The 21,912-nt window shown below is 58.1% G+C and carries 17 protein-coding genes; 13 read left to right on the top strand and 4 right to left on the bottom strand.

Annotated elements, in window-relative coordinates; all coding sequences use genetic code 11:
- Positions 1-50 precede the first annotated feature (50 nt).
- Both IE102_RS06785 and IE102_RS06780 read left to right on the top strand, forming a co-directional pair.
- Positions 51-1,778, top strand: a complete 1,728-nt coding sequence (locus tag IE102_RS06785) for a methyl-accepting chemotaxis protein (protein WP_189485642.1) — start codon at positions 51-53, stop codon at positions 1,776-1,778.
- Between the two features lie 171 nt (positions 1,779-1,949).
- The gene (locus IE102_RS06780) at positions 1,950-2,318 is read left to right on the top strand and encodes a hypothetical protein (protein ID WP_189485641.1); all 369 of its coding nucleotides are present in this window, start codon (positions 1,950-1,952) and stop codon (positions 2,316-2,318) included.
- Between the two features lie 114 nt (positions 2,319-2,432).
- Here the strand turns inward: IE102_RS06780 and IE102_RS06775 are convergent, their stop codons facing one another.
- Positions 2,433-2,570, bottom strand: coding sequence for a hypothetical protein (locus tag IE102_RS06775; protein WP_189485640.1), 138 nt, complete (start codon positions 2,568-2,570; stop codon positions 2,433-2,435).
- A gap of 341 nt (positions 2,571-2,911) precedes the next feature.
- Here IE102_RS06775 and IE102_RS06770 point away from each other — a divergent pair, with 341 nt between their 5' ends.
- Complete coding sequence (locus IE102_RS06770; RefSeq protein ID WP_189485639.1) at positions 2,912-3,445, top strand: TIGR02281 family clan AA aspartic protease; 534 nt, start codon at positions 2,912-2,914, stop codon at positions 3,443-3,445.
- Here IE102_RS06770 and IE102_RS06765 read toward each other — a convergent pair.
- On the bottom strand, positions 3,429-4,505 hold the full coding sequence (locus IE102_RS06765) for an AraC family transcriptional regulator (RefSeq protein ID WP_189485638.1): 1,077 nt from the start codon (positions 4,503-4,505) through the stop codon (positions 3,429-3,431). The two genes, IE102_RS06770 and IE102_RS06765, sit on opposite strands and share 17 nt — an antisense overlap.
- A gap of 39 nt (positions 4,506-4,544) precedes the next feature.
- On the bottom strand, positions 4,545-5,381 hold the full coding sequence (locus IE102_RS06760; RefSeq protein WP_189485637.1) for an oxidoreductase: 837 nt from the start codon (positions 5,379-5,381) through the stop codon (positions 4,545-4,547).
- 25 nt (positions 5,382-5,406) lie between these two features.
- On the opposite strand from IE102_RS06760, the gene IE102_RS06755 reads away from it, so the two are divergent.
- Both IE102_RS06755 and IE102_RS06750 read left to right on the top strand, forming a co-directional pair.
- Positions 5,407-6,099: a pyridoxamine 5'-phosphate oxidase family protein gene (locus IE102_RS06755; protein ID WP_229807593.1), complete on the top strand. Its 693-nt coding sequence runs from the start codon at positions 5,407-5,409 to the stop codon at positions 6,097-6,099.
- Between the two features lie 363 nt (positions 6,100-6,462).
- On the top strand, positions 6,463-7,215 hold the full coding sequence (locus tag IE102_RS06750) for a hypothetical protein (RefSeq protein ID WP_189485636.1): 753 nt from the start codon (positions 6,463-6,465) through the stop codon (positions 7,213-7,215).
- A 37-nt stretch (positions 7,216-7,252) separates the two neighbouring features.
- Here the strand turns inward: IE102_RS06750 and dusA are convergent, their stop codons facing one another.
- A complete protein-coding gene (dusA, locus tag IE102_RS06745) occupies positions 7,253-8,284 on the bottom strand; it encodes a tRNA dihydrouridine(20/20a) synthase DusA (RefSeq protein WP_189485635.1) in 1,032 nt (343 codons plus the stop codon).
- Positions 8,285-8,359: 75 nt separating this feature from the next.
- Between dusA and IE102_RS06740 the strand changes: the two genes are divergently transcribed.
- The 8 genes from IE102_RS06740 to IE102_RS06705 all read left to right on the top strand — a co-directional run bounded on the left by IE102_RS06740 (position 8,360) and on the right by IE102_RS06705 (position 21,866).
- Positions 8,360-9,712: a glycosyl hydrolase 53 family protein gene (locus IE102_RS06740; RefSeq protein WP_189485634.1), complete on the top strand. Its 1,353-nt coding sequence runs from the start codon at positions 8,360-8,362 to the stop codon at positions 9,710-9,712.
- A 494-nt stretch (positions 9,713-10,206) separates the two neighbouring features.
- Entirely contained in the window at positions 10,207-10,791 is a 585-nt protein-coding gene (locus IE102_RS06735) for an RNA polymerase sigma factor (protein WP_189485633.1), read from the top strand.
- Entirely contained in the window at positions 10,778-11,779 is a 1,002-nt protein-coding gene (locus IE102_RS06730) for a FecR family protein (RefSeq protein WP_189485632.1), read from the top strand. The genes IE102_RS06735 and IE102_RS06730 overlap by 14 nt, the downstream gene beginning before the upstream one ends.
- Before the next feature lie 144 nt (positions 11,780-11,923).
- Positions 11,924-14,845 (top strand): TonB-dependent receptor, encoded by a 2,922-nt coding sequence (locus tag IE102_RS06725; RefSeq protein ID WP_189485631.1) that lies wholly within the window; start codon positions 11,924-11,926, stop codon positions 14,843-14,845.
- Positions 14,846-14,937: 92 nt separating this feature from the next.
- Positions 14,938-17,442 carry a beta-galactosidase GalA gene (gene galA / locus IE102_RS06720; protein ID WP_189485630.1) on the top strand — a complete coding sequence of 835 codons (2,505 nt, stop codon included), beginning with the start codon at positions 14,938-14,940 and terminating at the stop codon, positions 17,440-17,442.
- Between the two features lie 80 nt (positions 17,443-17,522).
- The gene (locus tag IE102_RS06715; RefSeq protein WP_189485629.1) at positions 17,523-18,119 is read left to right on the top strand and encodes a hypothetical protein; all 597 of its coding nucleotides are present in this window, start codon (positions 17,523-17,525) and stop codon (positions 18,117-18,119) included.
- 1 nt (position 18,120) lies between these two features.
- Positions 18,121-19,635: a PepSY-associated TM helix domain-containing protein gene (locus IE102_RS06710; RefSeq protein WP_189485628.1), complete on the top strand. Its 1,515-nt coding sequence runs from the start codon at positions 18,121-18,123 to the stop codon at positions 19,633-19,635.
- 128 nt (positions 19,636-19,763) lie between these two features.
- Positions 19,764-21,866 (top strand): TonB-dependent siderophore receptor, encoded by a 2,103-nt coding sequence (locus tag IE102_RS06705; protein WP_189485627.1) that lies wholly within the window; start codon positions 19,764-19,766, stop codon positions 21,864-21,866.
- The last annotated feature ends 46 nt before the right edge of the window (positions 21,867-21,912 follow it).

Genomic DNA, 21,912 nt, shown 5'->3' with positions numbered 1-21,912 from the left:
TGAATCTGGACTGAACCGGGGGAACCCCGGCAGGCATTAAGGGGCCACTCATGACGAAGCCAACCAAGATCCGCACCAAGGGCGGCGGCATTAATATCTCCAACTGGTCGTTCACGCTCAAGTTCATGGCGCCGGCCGCCGTGGCGACCGCGCTGATCGCCGCTCTGGCCGGTGGTGCGATCTACACCATGAACCAGCAGAGCAAGGCCATTGACGCCATCAACAACAAAAGCCTGCCGCAAGCTGTTGAGATGGGCGAGATCAAAGCTGAGATCCGCGAAGCCAACGGTGAGTTCTTCCGCATCCTGACCGCCCAAGCCGCCGGCGTAGGCACCAACTCTGCCGCCAAGTCCGCCGAAGTCGTTGCCGACATTGGCAAGATCGAAGCGCACATCAAGCAGGTCGACGCCTCCGTCACCGACCTGAACCAGAAAAAACTGCTCGGCGAACTATCCAAAGAAGTGAAGACCTATAAAGAGGCCGTGGATTTCGCCGGTCAGGTCATGGAAGTGGACTTCGCCTCGGTCGTCGGCTTCCTTGAGCAGTTCGATGCCGGTTACGCCAAGATGTCGGACCTCAGCGACCAACTGATCAAGGCAAGCGTTGCCTCGGCCAAGGCTGACGGCACCAAGGCCCAACAGACCCAGAATTCGGCCATCGGCCTTCTGACCATCTTCGCCGTGATCATGGCCGCCGCGTCCTGCACCATCGCCTATCTGTTCTCCCGCACCACAGTCGCTGGCATCAACCGCATCGCCAAGACGACCGAAGAACTGGCCAACGGCCATCTAAACGTCGACATCAGCGCCCTGGCTCGCCGCGACGAACTGAAGTCGGTGGTCGAAAGCCTGAACGTGTTCAAATCGAACGCCGAAGAAAAAGAACGCCTGATGGCCATCGAAGCCGCCACCGCCAAGACCCGCGAAGAGCGCGCCCGTCAGATGTCGGAACTGGCTGAGCGCTTCCGCCATGAAGCTCAGGACATGCTCGATGCGCTGGGTTCCGCCGCTTCTGACCTCGACGCCAACGGCCGCACTTTGCTGACCATCGCTCAGGAAAATGAGCGCCGCTCGCAATCGGCCGTCTATTCGATCCGCAACTCGGCGGATAACGTCCAGAACGTCGCCTCGGCTACGACTGAGCTGTCCGCCTCGATCGGCGTTATCGGTGACCAGGCCGTCCGCTCGGTGGAAATCGCCGCTGAGGCCGTGTCGGAAGCTGACCGCACCAACGCCAGCATGGCCGAATTGAGCCGCGCCGCTGACCAGATTGGCGAAGTCGTTGACCTGATCAACGCCATCGCTCAACAGACCAACCTGCTGGCGCTTAACGCCACCATCGAATCGGCCCGCGCCGGTGAAGCCGGTAAGGGCTTTGCGGTTGTGGCCTCCGAAGTGAAGTCCCTCGCCCAGCAAACCGCCAAGGCCACCGATGAAATCCGCGATCGCATCAAGGACATTCAAGGTGCTGCCCAGAACGGCGTCAACGCCATCCGCGGCATCGGCGAGACCATCAAGCACATGAACGAGATCGCCGCCTCGATCGCTGACTCGGTCCATCAGCAAGGCGACGCCACCAATGAGATCGCCCGCAACGTCAACGAAGCCTCCGACGGCACCACGACCGCCTCGTCTTCGGTCGAGCAATTGTCGGCCTCAGCCGCGGATACGGAAAAGGCCTCGACTGAGATGCTCGGCGCTGCCCGTCAGTTGACCGACCGCACCCAAGCGATGAGCGAGAACATTCGCCGCTTCTTGAGTGAATTAACCGCGGCTTAACTATAAATACTTAACTATCACGACTATAGTTACACCATGTAACGCAAAGAGAACGGAGAAGTACTCACTTCTCCGTTTTTTTGTTATTTTGATCGCATTCTTTTACGTCGCTTTAACTGTGCTCTTATATATTGGCATTCTCCGTACCCATTCAGAATGAGTGATCTTTACATGCGCAAGTCCCTTTTCATCGCCACCGCCTTTGCTGTCAGCGCCCTGTCGGCCCAAGCCTTCGCCGAGTGCGATGAAGCTCAGGAAGGCGTCGCCGGTAAGGCCGTAGCCGCCGCCGCGAAAACCGAAGTCTCCAAGGCCGTTCCTGTCACCGGCAAGCAGATGGTGACCCTCAACACCTGCGAAGTCCGCGCCGGCACCACCATCGTTGACTATAAGTATAACTTCCTCGGCGCCGATGGCCTGTACTGGGTCGAAGGCTCGGCCAAGGTTGCCGGTGGCGCCGTTTCGGAAATCAAGCTGCGCAAGCTGTCGCCTAACCTGGCTGACGCTTCGGGCAAGGCTGGCGTGAAGCTCGCCTCTAACTAAGCCTAATCCATAATAAAAGAGAAAGCCTCTGCGTGAACAACGCAGAGGCTTTTTTTAGTTTGCGCTAACACTTCGTTCCTTGAGCGCAGCGCTTTATTTAAGTCAACTCAGAGACTACTTCTTACCTGTCGGTTTATAGTCCTGGGGACGACTGCCTGCGCCGGATGATTTTGGCCGGTTATTGACCAGGATGCCGCCCAGAAATGCGAATGAATTCAGGGCGTGTTGCATGTTTTTGTCGTTGTCCTTCAATTTGCGTCTCCTTTTCCAACAAACAATACAAATGGACAAAGAGACGCGTCGCGGCTCGCAGGGGTTTTCACCCTCTCAGTCGTCGTCGCGTCACTGACATATGGTGACACAGAATTTACCAAACGCAATAATTAATCCGAACCCTGATCATATATTTTCTGTAAAAAATAATATCATATTGATTTAATTATATAATTTCATGAATCAAAAACAAAAAAATCGCAAATCACACACCCAAAAAATCCCACCCACCGATTCACTCTATAAAAACCATCTTGGGTTAGACTGGTCCTTAAGGCGTAAAAAGCGCCGCCATAGATGGTTGGTTGGGATTAAATCCTATGTTGAAGTCGGCTGTTATACTTACGTGCGCCGTCGCCTGCGCCTTGTTTACTGGCCACACGGTTATGGCGCTGGACGACACCCTGTCCGCCCAGACGGTTAAGAGCGAAGCCCAAAGCCTGACCACGGTCGCCATGACCATTCCGGTTTTGCCCGCCAACGCGGGTTCAGTGACCTCGATCCCCAAGTCTCAGGACGGCCATTACTGGGCCGAAGCCCGCGTCAACGACGCCTCCGTGAAGTTTCTGGTCGATACCGGGGCCACCATCGTCGCCCTCACCCCGTCCGATGCCCTGCGTTTAGGGGTCGATGCCGATGAACTGAAATATGACCGGCTGGTGACCACGGCGATGGGCAAGACCGAAGCGGCGGTCGTCAAGCTGCGCTCTGTGCACATCGGCCAGACCGAAGTGCGCGATGTCGAGGCCATAGTCATCCGCGAGGGCCTGAGCACGTCCCTGCTGGGCATGAGCTATCTTGGCCGCCTGTCGGGCTTTGAAGCCACCCGCACGGCGCTTATCTTAAAGCCTTAGACCCGCTGACAACCTCATCCAGATGCGCCGTCTCCGCGTCGGCTAAAGACGGTTGATCGCTATTCACCTTTCGCCATTGGTTTGGCGGCAGGCCTTCCCACTCGCGGAACGCACGACAGAATGAACGGGTATCCTGATAGCCCAGCAGATAGGCGATTTCGTCAATACCTGACGTGCCATCACGCAGAAGCTGACAGCCCCATTCGCGACGGGCATCATTGAGCAAGCTGCGAAAACTCGTCTCTGCCTCGGTGATCCGGCGCTGCAGTGTCCGCTCGCTCAAACCAAGGTCCCTTGCGACCTCCGCTAATTCGGGGCGCCCGCTGGCCAGCTTTCCCTTAAGAACGGCCTTCACCTGATCCCCGATGGCGTCACTCGCGTCCAGTTCCCCAAGGGCGGCAGACAGGGCAGGCGTCAGCATCTCAAGCAGTTCGGGATTGTGGCCGGGGAACGGGCGCTCAAGGTCACCGGGCTTGAGGATCAGCGCATTGCGAGCGGCACCAAAATGCACTGGACAGCCAAAAAAGGCCTGATGCGCGCCGCCTTGTGGCTTTGGCCGCATCAGTTCTACCCGCACAGGCGTCAGGTTTTGTCCGGTGCCGTGACGGCCAATGGATAACAGCAGGGCGAACGCCACATCGGTAGAGACCGCGGGTTCCGGCTCAACGGCAAAAAGCCACTTTGTGGTCAGCGTGACCTCATGTTCCGTTTCCGTTATATAAAGCTCTTCCGGCGTGCACAGACGCTTAAATCGCGCCGTTCTCATCAGGGCATCGCGGTAATCACGCGCAAAATAGGCGGCCAGAAAGGCCGGGGGATAGCCTTCTGGGTCCGACATCTGCACCAGCCTGATCCCGAACGCTGGCTCACTGCTTAAGGTCTCCAGCGCACGCCATACGGCGAAATACTGGCCGGTACTGACGACCTGCGTCCCGCCCAGCACAGTGGCGGGCAGCCGCGCCTGACGCAGAACCGCCACTGGCGGCAGTCCGCACCTGTCCAGAGCCCGCCAGAAGGCGGGGGGCAGCTTGCAACGGTCGGCGGGAATGTGGCTGGTCATAAGGCCTTTGCGTCCCTTTCTATCTCTAAAATGCAGAATTTACTTCATCTGGCTCAGTATAAGGCTGTCAAAGGCGCGATCACCAAACCATTTTCTAACGCTGATCATCATCTTGGCATACCGGCCGGCAGCATATCGGGTTTTAGGTCTGCGGGCCTTTATGGCCTTCGATATAACGCGGGCGATCACCTCCGGTTTCGTGCCCGTGCCCGGCTTATAGCTTTGGCGGGTCACCTTGGCGACGCGCTGCGTCACCTCGGCATAAGCGCCATCCCCCGATCGCTTGAGGATGCCGTCCACGACCACATCCCCGAAACCGGTGTCTATAATCCCAGGCTCAATCACCACCACCCGGATACCCAAAGGCTCCAGTTCCAGCCTCAAACAATCTGACCAGCCCTCAAGGGCGTGTTTGGTCGCATGATACCAGCTCCCCAACAAGGTGTATATCTTGCCACCCATTGAGGTGATGTTGATAATCGTACCCGCGCGTTTCGCGCGCATGGCAGGCAGCAAAAGCTGGGTCAGTCGCGCGGGGCCGAAAACATTGACCTCGAACTGATAACGCGCTTCGTCGATGCCGATATCTTCCATCGCCCCGAACAGGCCGTAGCCTGCATTGTTGACGAGCACATCGACGGTTCCTGCCTGGCTTAAAATCGCCTGCGCGGCCGCGTCGATATCTGCGGGTACGGAGATATCCATCTTGATGGCAATGGCGCCTTTGGCCACCAGATCGGCCATCTTATCGACGCTTCGGGCCGCGACATAGACGCGGTAGCCATCTTTGATCAGTTGCAGGGCGATGGCATGGCCCATGCCGGAAGAAGCTCCGGTCACGACGGCGGTTTTGGTGGGTTTTGATGTCTTGGACATTGTGTTTTCCTTTGTGAGGCCCACAATGTCGCCCAATCTGGCGCAAGACACATCCACCAAAGGCGCCATCTCATTCACAAAAGACGCCAAGTTTAAGGAGGCCTGCGTGGGTTACGATTATCTGGATCGCCTGATCACGCCTGCGGTCAAGGCCGCGCAAGGTGCCAACGGGGCGGCAGCCCTGTGGGAACGCCCCCATGACCGGCCCTCGGACCGCTTTACGCCAGCAGAGGCCGCGTTCATCGCCCAGCGCGACAGCTTCTATATGGCCAGCGTGTCTGAGAACGGATGGCCGTATGTTCAGCATCGCGGCGGGCCAGCGGGCTTTTTAAAGGTGCTGGATGACACCCACCTTGGGTTTGCGGATTTTCGCGGCAATCGCCAATATATCAGCCTGGGCAATGTCAGCGTGGACGACCGCGTGTCGCTGTTTCTTATGGACTATCCGCATCAGGCCCGTCTTAAGGTGCTGGCCCATGCGTCGGTTCATGATCTTAAGGTCGAGCCAGAGCTTGCCGCCAAACTGGCCACGCCGGGCTATCGCGGGGTGGCCGAACGCGGGATTGTGCTGAGGCTGGAGGCCTTTGACTGGAATTGCCCGCAGCATATCACGCCCCGCTTCACCGCCTCAGAGATCGAGGCCGCGACCGCCCCTCTGCGCAACCGCATTGCGGAACTGGAGGTCGAGGTGGCGGCATTGCGCAAGGCAGGGGGATAGCCCCTTCTCCTCCCTGTTGCGCAGCAATGGGGAGGTGGATCGGCGCGTTAGCGACGAGACGGAGGGGGATGGCTGAGGCATTACCAACGCACCGACTTTTGAGGCGTTACGCCCCAAAGGCCGCTCAGGCATTGAGGACGGCGCAATCCCCCTCCCTCATCCCGCCCAAGGCGGTCTGCCACCTCCCCATCTGCGATAGGGAGGAGGAGAGCGCTGTAATGTTTAAATTTTCCACTCTGTGCAGAACTTAAAATATCTCTGAAATTATCGCCTTTAAATAAATATGCTCGATTTGCTTTTCTTAAAAAATCACTTCAACTTAAAGAAAAATTCCGAAACGAAACATGTATAGAAACCAAAACCATGAGCCTCATTGATTTACCTGCACAGAAGCAAATTCTTTGGCATAAAATGAGAAGCGATTTAATTTCTTTAGTTCCATCGTTTGAGGACAAAGATACTATACTATGCCCTACATGTTGCAGACCTGTCTGTTTTGACGATTTATCGGTTGAACATATCATTCCAAAGCAAGCATTAGCCCTTGACCCCGCCGATGCTCGTCAGGCCGTTTCAAAAAATGAACGTAGTGGCCTGACCTTGCTTTGCCAGAAGCCTTTATTGATTAAGGGCCAGCGCATCCCAGGTCACGGATGCAACAGTTGGAAAGGCAAACATTACGATTCGCACCTTAGAGATCTAATCACCTTAAAGTTGGTCAATGCGACAATTAGCACCCAACATCAGGTATCTTTATATTGCGCGGGATACCTCGCTCTTTTTAGGCAATTCGGGTATCAAATTACACTTTCCTTTGCGGGCCAAATTTCCCGAAGTCAGTTTTTTCATCCCAACGATTTTTTCAAAAGTGTTCCGTTGAATTGCCAAATGATACTGGCAGGCGAGCCGAGGCCAACATTTAACGACGAGGGTAAAAGCTATTGGAGCGATCCATTTAGGATAAGCATTGACCAATCAACCGCTATTGTTGCGCTTAGGCATCTAATTTTTCGCGTGCCTTTATCCCGTGACCCCACGCAGCCGATAGCTCGAAGCCTGATTTACACTCCATCTAGATTTAAATTTAGACCCGACCTTAGAAGGATGTTCGATTAGCCAACTTCCGGGTGCAGGGGCCGCGCCCCTGCCCTGCTTATTGAGCGGCTCCGGCGGTATAGGCTTCACGGCGGGCTTCGGCGGCGGACATGGCGTCGTGGACGGCGGCGATGGCCATATCGAGCACCTCAATGCCTGCACCGTCGCGAATAGATTCCACCGTCATAATCCGCCGATACGCGCGCGCGCCGGACAGGCCGTGCATGATCCCCAGCATGTGGCGCGTCATGGCGGGCAGGCTGACGCCCGCCTCCAGTTGCGCCTGCATATAGGGCCGGTAGGCCTCAAGCGCTTCAAACGGCCCGACATCGCCGGCCGCGCCAAACAAACGCCGATCGACTTGCCCCAGAAAGGCCGGTTCCTGATAGGCGGTGCGGCCCAGCATGACGCCATCAACGTGCATCAGGTGCTCATCGATCGCCTCAAAAGACGTGATACCGCCATTGATGATGATGTTTAGCTGCGGGTGGGCGCGTTTCAGGGCATAGACCAGGGAATAGTTGAGCGGCGGAATATCGCGGTTTTCCTTGGGCGACAGACCTTTTAACCACGCTTTGCGCGCATGGACGATGAAGGTATTCACCCCGGCCGCAGCGCAAGATTCGACCAGTGCAAACAGGGCGGCTTCCTCGTCCTGATCATCGACGCCGATGCGGCATTTGACGGTCACGGGCAGGGTCACAGCCTCCGCCATGGCCTGCATACAGTCGGCGACAAGTTGCGGTTCGCGCATCAGGCAGGCGCCGAATGATCCTGACTGCACCCGCTCGGACGGGCAGCCGCAGTTGAGGTTGACCTCATCATAGCCCCAGTCCTGCGCGATCTTCGCACACGCCGCCAGTTCTGCCGGATCAGACCCGCCGATCTGCAGGGCCACCGGATGCTCAACCGGTGAATAACCCAGCAGTTTTTCCCGGTCACCATGGATGATCGCGCGCGAGGTCACCATCTCGGTATAGAGCAGCGCCTCCTTGGTCAGGGCGCGGTGAAAGGCACGGCAATGCCGGTCCGTCCAGTCCATGAGCGGGGCAACGGCAAAGGTATGACGCGGGGGCTTTTGCAAATTCATGCGGGCGCTTTACCAAGCTTTGGCGGAAAAGTCAGCCAGCTTCGTCATATAAGGAAACCGTTCGGAGTTCCTGTGATGCGCTTAAACACGATTGCCGCCACCGCCCTGTCCTTAAGCCTGCTGACCGGGCAGTCAGCCCTTGCCCGCGACTATTATTTCGGCAGCGACCTGTCCTATGTCAATGAGATGGAAGACTGCGGCGCGACCTATAGCCGAACCGGCACGCCCGAAGACGTATATGGCATCTTCAAATCGTCCGGCGCCAATCTGGTGAGATTGCGGCTATGGAACGACCCGAAGTGGACGCCCTATTCCAATCTGGCCGATGTCACCAAAGCCATGAGGCGCGCCAAGGCCGCCGGTTTGCCGGTGCTGCTCGATTTTCACTATTCCGACGATTGGGCCGACGGCGAGAAGCAGTTGGTGCCCGCGGCCTGGGCCACGCTGAGCACGGACGAGCAGGCTGAGGCGCTGTATAGATTCACCTACGACACCCTGATGACCTTGCACGCCGAAGGGCTGATGCCGGATCAGGTGCAGGTCGGCAATGAAACCAATGGCGAGATGATGGGCGACCTGAGCTGGAAAGAAGGTCAGGCCAAGAAGCCGATCAACTGGGACCGCAACGCCCGCCTGTTTAAGGCTGGCATCAAGGCGGTCAGGGATGCCGGTGCAAAAACCGGCACGACCCCGCGCATCATGCTGCATATCGCCCAACCGGAAAACGTCGAAAGCTGGTTCCTGAACGCCACCAGGGCGGGTATCACCGGCTACGACCTGATCGGCATCAGCTACTACAAAAAATGGTCGAAGATGGACATGGCGGGGCTGGGGGCCGTCATCAACCGCGTGCGCCATACCTATCCCGATAAGGATATTGTGGTGGTCGAAACCGCCTACCCGTTCACCGACAAGCATCTGGATGGCAACGTCAATCTGATGGGCGCGGATTCGACCTTTTCGGCTTACGGTTTCTCTCCGGAAGGGCAGGCCCGCTACCTGCACGATCTGATGCAGTTGACGCTCGATAATGGCGGGGTCGGCGTCGTCTATTGGGAACCGGCGTGGGTATCGACCAAGTGCAAGACCCGCTGGGGCAGCGGCTCGAACTGGGAAAACGCCACCTTCTTTGATTTCGACGGCAAGGCCCTGCCCGCGCTCGACTGGCCCAAGGCCGCTTATGTCTATCCGGTGGAAATGACGTTCCGCGTCAGGGATGAGGGCCAGACGCACCTGTACCTGAGCGGGGATTTCACCGGCGGACTGGCGGTACCCATGACGAAGCAGGGCGGTGATTTTGTCTACAAAAGCTGGTTGCGGCCGGGGACCCGCCTGATTGCCGGGGTGGCGACGACGCCGGAAACGTTAAAAGACGCACCCGCCTCGGAAATTACGGTGCCGGATAAGGCGGGCGTCATTAGGCCGTAAACTCATAAATTTCATGGTATTGGCGGCTGAAAGGGCTAAATAATGCTAGGAAATCGACGTAGATCAGGGCCATCCCCTGTTCAAGTCGATTTCCGGCGCAGGATAACGCCCTTTCGCCGTCCGAAGGATGTGGCCCGCCTGCACGGACTACGGCGTCGTAAAATTTTGAAAATGTAGGCATTTCCAGCAATTTTTCTCCTGGTATCCGCACAGGCAGCCTCACACCAATGCCGTGAAATTTATGAGTTTACGGCCTAGGCTATTGGCAAAATAATCACACTGAACTGACCACACTCATTTTATCATACAATTAACTGGCCAAATTTTTCGGCTCATGCATAGTGTCCTCAAAACCTTCGCGCCCAGACGAAGGAAAGAGGGAGCCTTATCGTGACCAGCCAACGCCATAGTTGTAAAAAAAATTCACCCGATGCGGCGGAAACCGCGCGCTCGTGCATTTTATACCGTAGAGACGTGGTTCGCGGAGGCCGGTTATGAGCCCCCACGACGAACGCCTCGCCTTCATCGGGACGCACATCCTGCCGCATGAGGCCGGACTGCGGCAGTGGTTGTCACGCGCGGGCCTTACGGCCTCTGAGCGTGATGATCTGGTGCAGGAGGTATATTACCGCCTGTTGCGCCAAGTAAGCTTTGCCCACATCACAGAGCCGCGCGCCTATCTTTACCGGATGGCCCGCAATCTGATACTGGAACAGGTCAGGAAAAACCGCGTCGTGTCGATCACCACCGTTCAAAATATCGATGAACTGGGCCGGGCCGATCCCTCCCCCTCACCGGAACAGGCCGTCTCGGCGCGGCGGGAGTTGTCGCGCGTCATGGCCTTTATCGACGGCCTGCCCGATCGTTGCCGCGCCGTGTTTGAACTGCGTAAGGTCCACGGCCTGTCTCAGGCACAAACCGCCGCCCGTCTGGGGGTGAGCGAAAACATCGTGGAAAAAGAAACCGCCCGCGGCTTAAGCCTGATCCTAAAGCAGGTCGCTCAAGGGGATGCTGATGCCCCCGCCGCCGCTAACGCCCCAACGACAAAGCCGGAACATGCAGGTTATGCCCGCCATTGATGATCAGGCATCCATGTTCGTCGCCGCCCGCGCCTCCGGTCACTGGGACGCGGACCGGCAGGCTGTGCTTGATCGCTGGCTGGCCGAGGACACCCGCCATCAGGGGGCCTTTTTCCGGGCCGAAGCGGCCTTCGCCATGCTTAATCGCGCCCGCGTCATGGGTGCTGGCGTGCGTGCGGAGGATATCCCGTCCCCCCTTTTTGAACCGGAGCCCCTGCCGCAAATCGCCCCTCGTCCCGCCTCACCGACCCGCCGCCATCTGCTGAAGACCGGCGGATTGCTGGCCGCCACCGCCACCGGGGCCGCCCTGATGCTGCCGTTATGGTCAGGACGCGCACGACTGGAGACCCAGGTCGGCGAACTGCGCAAGGTGCCACTGAAAGACAGGAGCGTCGCCAGCGTCAACACCGACAGCGCGCTCGACATCGCCCTGACGCCAACACGGCGCGACATAAAACTGGTCAAGGGCGAAGTCTGGTTTCAGGTCGCCAAAGACCCTGAGCGGCCGTTTGTCGTCGCCGCCGATACGGTCCGCGCCCGCGCGGTGGGTACGGCTTTTGGTGTGCGCCGCTTCGAGGCCGGTGCCGAAGTTATGGTCAGCGAAGGCGTGGTCGAGGTCTGGAACACGCACGCGCCGGAGACACCCGTGCGCATCAAAGCCGGGGATAAGGTGTTTGTGCCCTATGCGCCTCAGCCCGTACCTGAACCGCTGCGCGCCGAGTTTGCCCCCGATGTCATCGACCGCAAGCTGGCGTGGCGCGACGGGCAGATCGCCCTTGATAATGACAGCCTCAGCCGCGCCGCCGCCGAGTTTAACCGCTACAACAGCCGCAAGATCGTCATCGCTGATCCGGCCCTGAACGATGAAAAACTGGTCGGCTGGTTCCGTGCCGATCAGCCCGACACCTTTGCCAGAGCCGTTAATGTCGCGTTGAACGCGCCGGTTACGATTGATGATGAGCGCATCGTCATCGGCAGTGCCGAATAAGCCAACAAAAAATATTTAATCCGGCGGCGGAAACTTAAACCTGCTTCATCTTCATAAACAGGAGGGGTGAACGCCGGAACGGGCCTCACCCGATAAATACAGCCGCTGCTGCCTCCACGGCACGGCCCAACAGGGAAGTCCACCATGAGCCATTTCACAGGCGCCTCACGCGCGGCCCTGATCGCCGCCTTAAGCATCAGCGCCGTCTATGCCGCCCCCGCGCTTGCCCAATCGGGTAAATCCTTCGCGATCGCCGCCCAGCCCGCGTCCAAAGGGGTTCAGGTCTTTGCCCAGCAATCCGGCCTTCAGGTTCTGGCCAGCGCCTCTGACCTTGACGGCGTGCGCACCAATGCGGTCGAAGGCACCCTGCCCGTCGATCAGGCGCTGGAGCGGCTGATCAGCGGCACGGGCCTTACTATCAAATCCAATGACGGCAAGGCGATTGTCCTGACCCGCGCCACCGCCGCCAGTGCCGAACGCGTGGCCGGAACCGCTCAGGCCACGGCTGAGTCTGCCGACGCCCCCGTCGAAGAAGTCACCGTCGTCGGCATCCGCAAATCCCTGCGTGACGCCATCGGCCAAAAACGCGCCAGTTCAGGGGTCGCTGAATTTATCTCGGCCAAGGAAATCGGCGTCCTGCCTGACGTGACAATCGCTGAATCCCTCGCCCGTCTGCCGGGCGTCAACACCAGCCGTGATCGCGGCAATGACAGTCAGGCTTCGATCCGCGGGATTGGCCCGCGCATGGTCTTAGGCACGGTCAATGGCCGCGAAGTGGCGACATCTGAGCCCGACCGCAATGTCCGCTGGGAAATCTATCCGTCCGAAGTCGTGGCCGGTGCGGCGGTTTATAAATCCTCCGAAGCGCGCCTGTTGTCCGGCGGCATTTCCGGCACGGTCGATCTTCAGACCATCCGCCCGCTCAGCTATTCCGGGCCTGAGTTCGTCGCCCGTGGTGGTGGCGTCTATTATGACGGCGGGGCTGATTTTCCGGGCTATGACGGTCTGGGGTGGCGCGCGTCGGGGTCGTGGGTCAAAAAGGTCAATGACCAGTTCGCTTTTGTCATCGGCCTGACCGGCCAGAACCAGAAGAACGGCTACGAAAGCTTCCGCGGCTGGGGCTTCAATGACGACAGTTTGCGTCCCGGCAATTCGACCGGCCCGATCGTTGCGAACGGCCCGAAAGTGCCGACGCCGTGGGGTGCTGGTGCTGAGGCCAAGTTCCTCGATTCGACGCGCTACAGTGCCTCGTTTGGGGCGCAGTACCGCCCGAATGAAAACTTTGAGCTGACCTATGATCTCCTCTATTCCAAGTACAAGATTCAGGAAGACCAGAATCAGGCCTGGTACGGCGGCAACAACTGGGGCAACTGGGCCGGGGGCAACACCGGCAGCTATACCAACCCGGTGATCATCGACGGCGATCTGGTCGGTGCCACTACCGCCTACAGCGAAATCACCGCCGTCGTCGCCCGCTACGAAGAAGATAAGTCCCTGCTGGTCACCGGCCTGAATGGCAAATGGACCTATGATAACTGGACCGTCTCGGCGGACCTGTCCTACTCCACCGCCGAACGCAGCAATCTGTGGCGCTCGGTGCAGATGAACGCCTATCCCGAAAGCATGACCTGGCTTCTGACCGAAGATCCGTCGATCACGGTCACGCAGCAGCCCGACACCTTAAGCTATACGCCGGAATTTGGCGAAGCCACCCCCGGCCGCGTCAAGGACGAACTGAGCGCCGGTCAGCTTGATTTCAAGCGCGATTTCAGCGGCGACTTCTGGACCAACCTCATGTTCGGCGCGCGCTATGCCGACCGCACCAAGCAGGAAGCCACTGGCTATGGTCAGTATCCGGCACCGGTTGCGGGCGTGACCATCGCCGGGTCATCGCTTGAGGCCTACAAGTTCAAGAACTTCAACATTCCGGTCATGCTGAACGGTGATTTCGACAGCCTGCTGCAAACGGCTTACGGCGCTAACGCCGTCAATCCCGATCCGGACGGTTTGCGCTTTAATTCCGAAGTCAGCGAAAAGGTCTGGGAAGCCTATGTGCAGGCTAATTTCGAGACGACCTTTATCGATGCCCCGGTCAGCGGCAATATTGGCGTGCGGGTGGTTGATGTCGATAGCCAGAGTGCCGGCGAATCCCGCTCCGGCGGCGGCTGGTTCCAGGATATTGTCACCGGTGACTGGATCGAGTTCCCTCTGGAAGTCACCACTGCCACCGGCGGCGTCAGCTACATCAAGGCCCTGCCGTCAGCCTCGGCCAAGATCGAAATCATCAGCGGCGGCTTCCTCAAGCTGGGGGCGGCCCGTGTGATCTCGCGCGCCCCGATGAACGAGCTTAAGGCCAACCGCAGCCTGTCACCGGTAGCACCCTATACCGGCTCGGCAGGCAACCCGTACCTTAAGCCGTTCGAGGCCGATCAGATCGACATCGCCTATGAATATTATTTCCGTCCGGACTCTTTGTTTGCCGTGTCGGGCTACCATAAGAACGTCAAGAACTATGTCGGTTACGATCAGCGCTCTGAGACCATCATGGGCCGCCCCTATGTGCTGACCTCGCCGGTCAATATCGATAAGGGCGGCTATATCACCGGCGTCGAATTCACCTATCAGACGCCGTTCGATACCTTCTTTGATGCGCCGTGGATGGATAAGTTCGGCATCTATTCTAACCTGGCTCTGGTCAATTCCAACATCAAGGAACTGGTCCCGACCGGCAATCCTCTGCCGATGAACGGCGTAGCAGACACCACCGCCATTCTGGACCTGTGGTATTCGGATGCGAAGTTCGAGGCCCGTCTGGGGGCCAAGTACCATTCCGAATATACCGCTATTCTGGGCTGGGATTCGACCAATCTGGTGCGTGTCCTGCCGGAAACCACGCTTGATTTCTCGGCTGGCTATAATGTTAATGACCACATATCCCTGCGGTTCCAGGCAGGCAATCTGCTCGATACACCGATGAAGGTTTACACCGATTACAGGCCTAACCGCGTCGGCGACATGAGCTATTACGGTCGCCGCTTCCTGTTTGATGTGACCTATAAGTTCTGATTTAAGCCGCATAACTTTTGGCCGGGTTTTCGCTTGAAAGCCCGGCTTTTTTATTTGTAAGATAATTTCAACGCATAAAGAGGGAACCCGCCATGTCTGATCTCAACCGCCGTCACCTCCTGCAAAGCGCCGCTGTCACGGGCGCTACCCTGAGTGCGGGCTTTGGCACAACAGCCGCCATGGCAGCCCCTAAACCGGCCATGATGACTGATGTTTTCCCCAAGGACGATCTGACCCCGCGTGAGCGTACGCTCATCGACTTTGACTGGAAATTCCACTTCGGCCACGCCAGCGATATCTATAAAGATTTCCGCTATGGCGCGGCACAGGCTACCCATGCCAAGCAAGGTGCCAATGTCGCGTCATGCCTTGGGGCCGACTATGACGATTCCGGCTGGCGCACGCTGAACCTGCCCCATGACTGGGCAGTGGAACTGCCGTTCGATCCTCATGCCGACTATATTCCTGAAACTGTGCGCGAGCATCATCCCCCGTCGGATCATGGCTATAAACCGATCGGGCGTGACTTCCCTGAAACCTCGGTCGGCTGGTATCGCAAGATCGTGCCGGTATCGACGGCGGATAAGGGCAAGCGCCTGTGGATCGAGTTCGACGGCGTGTTCCGCGATGCCGTCATCATCTTCAATGGCTTTATCCTGAAACGCCATGAGAGCGGTTATACGTCTTTCAATGTCGACATTACCGACTTCATCAATACCGACGATAAGCCCAATGTGCTGGTGGTGCGCGTTGACGCGACGCAGGGCGAAGGCTGGTTCTACGAAGGGGCCGGCATCTATCGCCATGTTTGGCTGGTTAAGGCCAACCCGGTTCACATCCCGCAGTGGGGCGTATGGGTGCGCGGCAGTGCGGATGGTAAGACCTCCGTTTCGGTCACCATCGCCAACACCTCGGCCGAAAAAGCCGACGTTAAATATGTCATTACCGCCTATGATGCTGACGGCAAGGCCGTTCTAACCGAAGACTATGTTCTGGATTACGGCCTGCAAGCCGGTGACCGGCGTGAGAGCACGATGGTCACTCAAGTGCCCGCGCCACGTCTGTGGTCGATCGAGGCGCCCCATCTCTACCGGCTGGAAACCAGGCTATATCTGGGCACAGCCCATATCGACACGCAGGTCACCTATTTCGGCCTGCGCGACATTAAGTTCGATGCCGAAAAAGGCTTCTTTCTTAACGGCAAACACGTCAAACTCAAGGGCACCAACAACCATCAGGATCATGCCGGTGTCGGTGCCGCCATCCCCGATGCGCTGAACTTGTGGCGCTTGCAGCAGCTTAAGGACATGGGCTCCAACGCCTATCGCTGCTCACACAATCCGCCGACGCCCGAAGTGCTGATGGCCTGCGATCGGCTGGGGATCGTGGTCATCGATGAGACGCGCAAGATGTCCTCAAGTGAGGACGGCCTCTATCAGCTTGAGGCCATGATCGTGCGCGACCGCAATCACGCATCAGTCATCCTGTGGTCAATCTGCAACGAAGAGCCCCTGCAAGGGACTGAACGCGGCATCGAAGTCGCCAGGACCATGAAGGCCCTGTGCAACCGCCTTGATCCGACCCGCCCGGTGACGGCAGCGCTTGATAATTCCTACGGCAAGGGCATCACCTCGGTCGTTGACGTGCTGGGCTTCAACTACCGCCACGGTCAGATGGAGCAGTTCCACAAAGACTATCCGCACATTCCAATTTACGGCTCGGAGACGGGCTCGACCGTCTCGACGCGCGGGGAATATGTGACGGATGCGGCCAAATCGTTCGTGCGCGCCTATGACACCGAACATCCGTGGTGGGCCTCGACCGCCGAAGCCTACTGGCCACTGTTCGACGAAAAGCCGTTTATTGCCGGAGCCTTTATCTGGACCGGTTTTGACTATCGCGGGGAGCCGACGCCCTATAACCGCTGGCCGGCGATTTCGTCGCAGTTCGGCATTCTGGACACCTGCGGCTTCCCCAAGGACAACTATTACTATTACCGCGCATGGTGGAAATCTGAGCCGCTGCTGCACCTGTTCCCGCACTGGAACTGGGAGGGCAAGGAAGGCGAGACGATCCCCGTCTGGGTGCATTCCAACCTTGATGAGGTTGAGTTGTTCGTTAACGGCAAGTCAGCGGGCAAGAAGCCGGTCGTCAAGAACCGTCACCTTGAGTGGGATGTCGTCTATCAGCCCGGCAAAATTCAGGCCTTTGGCTATAAAGGCGGCAAGGTCGTGATGAAGCAGACCCGCGAAACGGCAGGGCCTGCGGCCAAACTGGTGCTCACCGCCGACCGCACGGCCCTCAAAGGCGATGGCCGCGATGTGGCGATCCTTAAGGTCGAAGCCTTCGATGCCAAGGGCCGTCCGGTGCCAAAAGCGGATCATCTGGTGACCTTTAGCGTCTCCGGCCCCGGTGCGGTGATCGGCGTCGGCAATGGCAATCCGGTCAGCCACGAGGCTGATAAGGCGTCGGCGCGTAAGCTGTTCAACGGTCTGGCTCAGGCGATTGTTCAGACCGATCGTAAAGTGGGGGCCATCACCGTGACCGCCAGCGCCGAAGGTCTGCGGGCCGGTAGTGTGAAACTGACGGCGAGTTAAAAGGTTGATAACAAACACGACCATGCAAATGCTTCGCAGTTTCTATTTACAGAGCCGCAAGCATTTGTTATCGCGTGATCATGACTTTTATTCTCACCGTGATCGCCATCGCCCTGATCGCCGCCGCCATTGGTTTACTGTATGTCAAATGGCGGGGCGAAGGCGTGCCCGCCCTTGTGCTGGGTCTGGCCGTGCCGGTGGCATGGGGGTGTTTGTGTGTATCGGCGGCCCTGTGGATGCGCGCCTATACACCTGATTTTGGTCTTTCGGTCGGGTTCCTGATCTTTATGTGTTTGCCACTGATTATCATCGGCTGGCAGGGCTACAGGGGCTGGATATCGGCCCCGCTCAGCCATCGTGAGCGCCGCGAAAAGGCCCCCGCCGACCCCACAGCCTCGCCCGGTAAGGGCCTGCGCATCACCGCGCGGTTTCTGTCCTGCCTGATCGTCGCCCCCGTCACCGGCATGGCCGTCGGGCTTCTGGCCTGGGCCTACATGCCGGGTCACGGTTCGACGCGTTATGCCTGGGCGGTGTTCTTTTTTACCTTTTCATTCGCCGTAGCTCTGATGGCGGGTTTAGCCGCCCAACGTCCGTGGCGGGCCACTGGCCTGATTGCCCTCACCGGTGCCGCCGCCTCCGCCCTTGTCAGCCTGCCTATCCTAACGGGAAGCGTTTAATATGTCCGTCTGGCCCAAAGTCCCCGCCCCGTTCGTTCGCCGCCTGTTGAGCGGCCACAAAATTCTGGGCCTTGCCCTGTGCGGCATCCTGTATCTGATCTGCATGACCGGCTGGGCCGGGGTCTATTATGTTGAGGTTGAGCGCTGGGAACGGCCCAATGTGCCGGAATTTTCCACCGCTACCCCCGAAGCGATTGCCCGCGCCACGGCGGATATGCGCGCAGTCATGCTGGCTGATGATCACCGCGGGCCGCTGGACACGGATCTTTATATCACCACCCCGTCGCAGGCCATGCCGCGCCTGACGGTGGGTTATGGCCACGAAGCCCGCGCCTATGATCAGGACGGGCGCTATGTTGGTGAAGCCAGCCACGACCTGACCCACTTTTTGACCGAACTGCATTACTATCTGCACCTGCCCGAAACCTTCGGCATGATCGTGGTCTGCCTGTTTGGGGTCGGCATGATGGCCCTGCTGATCGGTGGGGCATTGTCCCACCCCAAGATGTTCCGCGACGCCTTTGCCATTCGCGTGCGCCGTCAGGGCCACCTGACCCGCGCCGACATCCATAACCGCATCGGCGCGTGGACCCTGCCGTTCGGGCTGATCATTACGCTTACCGGCACGGCGATCGGCCTGGGGCAACTGGTCGCGCTGGTCATGGGTGCGCTCTATTATGACGGCAACAGCCTCAAAGCCTATGAGCCCATATTCGGCACCCCCGAAGAAGTGACCGCCGCCACCGGAGGCTTACCGCTTCAGGACGGCGCGATGATCAACGCCGTTAATAACCTGACTGCCGCCCAACCGGATCAGCCGATCACCTTCATCGCCATCCGCATGGTCGGCACCCCGACCGAATTTATCGAGATCACCACCAAGCCCAATCAGCGTCTGGTCTACGGCGAAGCGTGGCGGTTTGACTCTCTGGGCAACCTCAAGGGCAGCTATAATCTGTCGGATGGTCCGGCCGGCCGTCAGGTTGCCGCCAGTCTGTACGACCTGCATTTCGGATCGTTCGGCGGCTGGCCGGTCAAGTTGATCTACGTCATTCTGGGCTTTGGCCTGACGGTCATGATCGCCGCAGGGCTTGATATCTGGCTGATCAAATCGGCCGAAAAGGGCAAGCCCCATCCGCTGATCCATCGCCTGTGGACCGTGCTGATCTATGGCTCACCCGCCCTGATTGCCGCAACCTTTGCACTGGGTATGGGGCTTAATCTGCCGCCGGTGCCGGTATTCTGGGGCGGCATGGCGTTGATGGCGGTACTCACCCTGATCAGCCCGCGCTTCAGCGACGCCCCTATTGCCGACGTGTCACGCCTGATGCGGCTGGCGCTGGGCCTGAGCCTGCTGGCCATGGTCAGCGTCCATCAGGCGACCCACATGTCGTTCACCACCGCCGCGTTACAGGTCAATATCGTGGTGGTTCTGTTAGGCATCGGGCTTACGCTGACGGCGGCACGCGGCTGGCTCACCGCCCGCAAGGCAATGATGTTGCAAATAGGCCAGTAAAGCTGACTATTTGCAATTAATTCTCAATCAAACTTGACTTATCAGCCAGCAAGAGTCATTGCGACGCATTGTTGAAAAAAAGCTGGCGACTTTGTGTGTGACCAGCGCAAAACAAAGGCCTTTACCTGATGTTCAAATCCTCCCTGCGCAAATCCTCCCTGCGGACGACCGCCTCTGTCCTCATTCTGTCCAGCCTGACCTTCGCCCTGCCCGCCGCTGCCGATGATGCAGCCGACGCGGGTGATGTGCGTGAAGTCATCGTCATGGGCAAGCGCGTCATCCGTGAATCGGCAGGCGCCACCGGCCTTGACCTGAGTTTGCGCGAAACGCCGCAGTCAGTGACCGTGATTACCGCTCAGCAGATCAAAGAATTCGGCCTGTCGGATGCCAACCAATTGCTGGACACCATCCCCGGCATTAACGTCGTGCCGGCGGAGACCGATCGCACCTATTACAATTCACGCGGCTTTGAGATCACCACATTTCAGGTCGATGGCGTGGGCCAGCCTCTGGATTGGGGCCTGCAAACCGGCGCGTTTGACACTGTGATCTACGACCGTATTGAAGCGGTGCGCGGGGCCACCGGCATGATGACCGGCACCGGCAACCCGTCGGCGACCATCAACTATATCCGTAAGCGTCCGACCAAGGACTTCCGCGCCAATGCCTCCGTCGGTTACGGCACATGGGATAATATGCGCCTCGAAGCCGATGTCTCAACACCGCTCAATGCCGATGGCACGGTGGCGGCGCGCTTTGTCTACGCCAATACCGACACAGAATCCTACCTCAACTATTACGGCGTCAACCGCAACGTCTATTACGGCGTCGTGGCGTGGGACATTACCCCTAAGCTGAACTTCACCGCCGGCTATTCGCAGCAGGACAATCTGGCCACCGGCAACAACTGGGGCGCTTTGCCTCTGGTCTATACCGATGGTACGCCCATTGATTATGATGTGTCGGAAACGACCGCCGCCCCGTGGACCTTCTGGGATACCTTCAGCAAGACCAGCTTTGGCGAACTGTCCTATAAGTTCGAGAACGGCTGGACGATCAAGGGCATCTATACCCACAAGGATCTGGAAGACGAGGCTAAGCTGTTGTACGCCTATGGCAATCCTGATCCGGTGACCGGCCTCGGTGTTGTCGCCATGAGCGGCTATTATCCGTCCGAATTAAAACAGGACATGTTCGACGTTATCGTCAATGGCGGGGTCAGCCTGTTTGGCCGCGAACATCAGGTCGTCGCAGGCCTCAACACCTATGAGAGCAAAAGCCATAAGTGGGAAGCCTTTGCCGATATGTTCGCCTATGATGCCTATCAGGGTACCCATATTGTGGCACCACCTGAGCCCACCTACCCGGACACTTACCTCGCCGAAGACATCACCGATAAGCTGACGCGCGGCTACGCCGCTATCCATCTGAATATTTCCGACAGCCTGAAAAGCGTGGTCGGGTTCAATGCCATCAAGCTTGAGACCACGGGCGAATCCTACGCCGTAGATGCGTCACGTGAAGAAGAGGCGGTCAGCCCCTATGTCGGCATAGTCTATGATGTGACACCGAATGCATCGCTGTACGCCAGCTATTCGGATATCTTCAATCCTCAGTCAGAGGGCAATTTTGACGGCAGCCGCCTGCCCGCGGCCAAGGGCAAAAGCTATGAAGTCGGCGTCAAATCGGAATGGTTCGAAAAACGCCTCTACGCCACCGCGTCCGTTTTCAAGTCCGAACAATATGATCTGGCGGAATATGCCGGCTTTAACCTAGATACAGGCAAGAGCTATTATACCGGCATCGACACCTTCGTGAAAGGTTATGAACTCGAAGTCGCAGGCAAGATCACCCCGCAGTGGACGCTGAATGGCGGCTGGACCCAGATGTCGATCGAAGGCCAAGATGGCAATGACGTACGCACCTATATTCCGCGTAAGACTCTCAAGTTGTCTACCACCTATAGCATCCCGGAACTGCGCGATTTGAAGCTGGGCGGGTCTGTGCGCTGGCAGGACGACATCTCAACCACCGATCTGGGCTATACGGTCACGCAAGGCTCTTATGCCATCGTCGATCTGATGGGCCGTATCAAACTAACCGATAAGGTGGGCGCCACCCTCAATGTCAAAAATGCCTTTGATGAGAAATATTTCGGCAGCCTGATGTGGAGCCAGTCCTTTTACGGTGCCTCGCGCAGCGTAATGGTCAGCCTCGACTACACGTTCTAAGATTAAGCCGGGCTAAGCCTGATTAGGCGCACATCTCCACAATGAA

Source organism: Asticcacaulis endophyticus (assembly GCF_014652575.1).
GTDB classification, from domain to species: Bacteria; Pseudomonadota; Alphaproteobacteria; order Caulobacterales; family Caulobacteraceae; genus Asticcacaulis; species Asticcacaulis endophyticus.
Note: the sequence above shows the minus strand (reverse complement) of the source record. Positions and strands in the feature narration are given on the sequence as shown.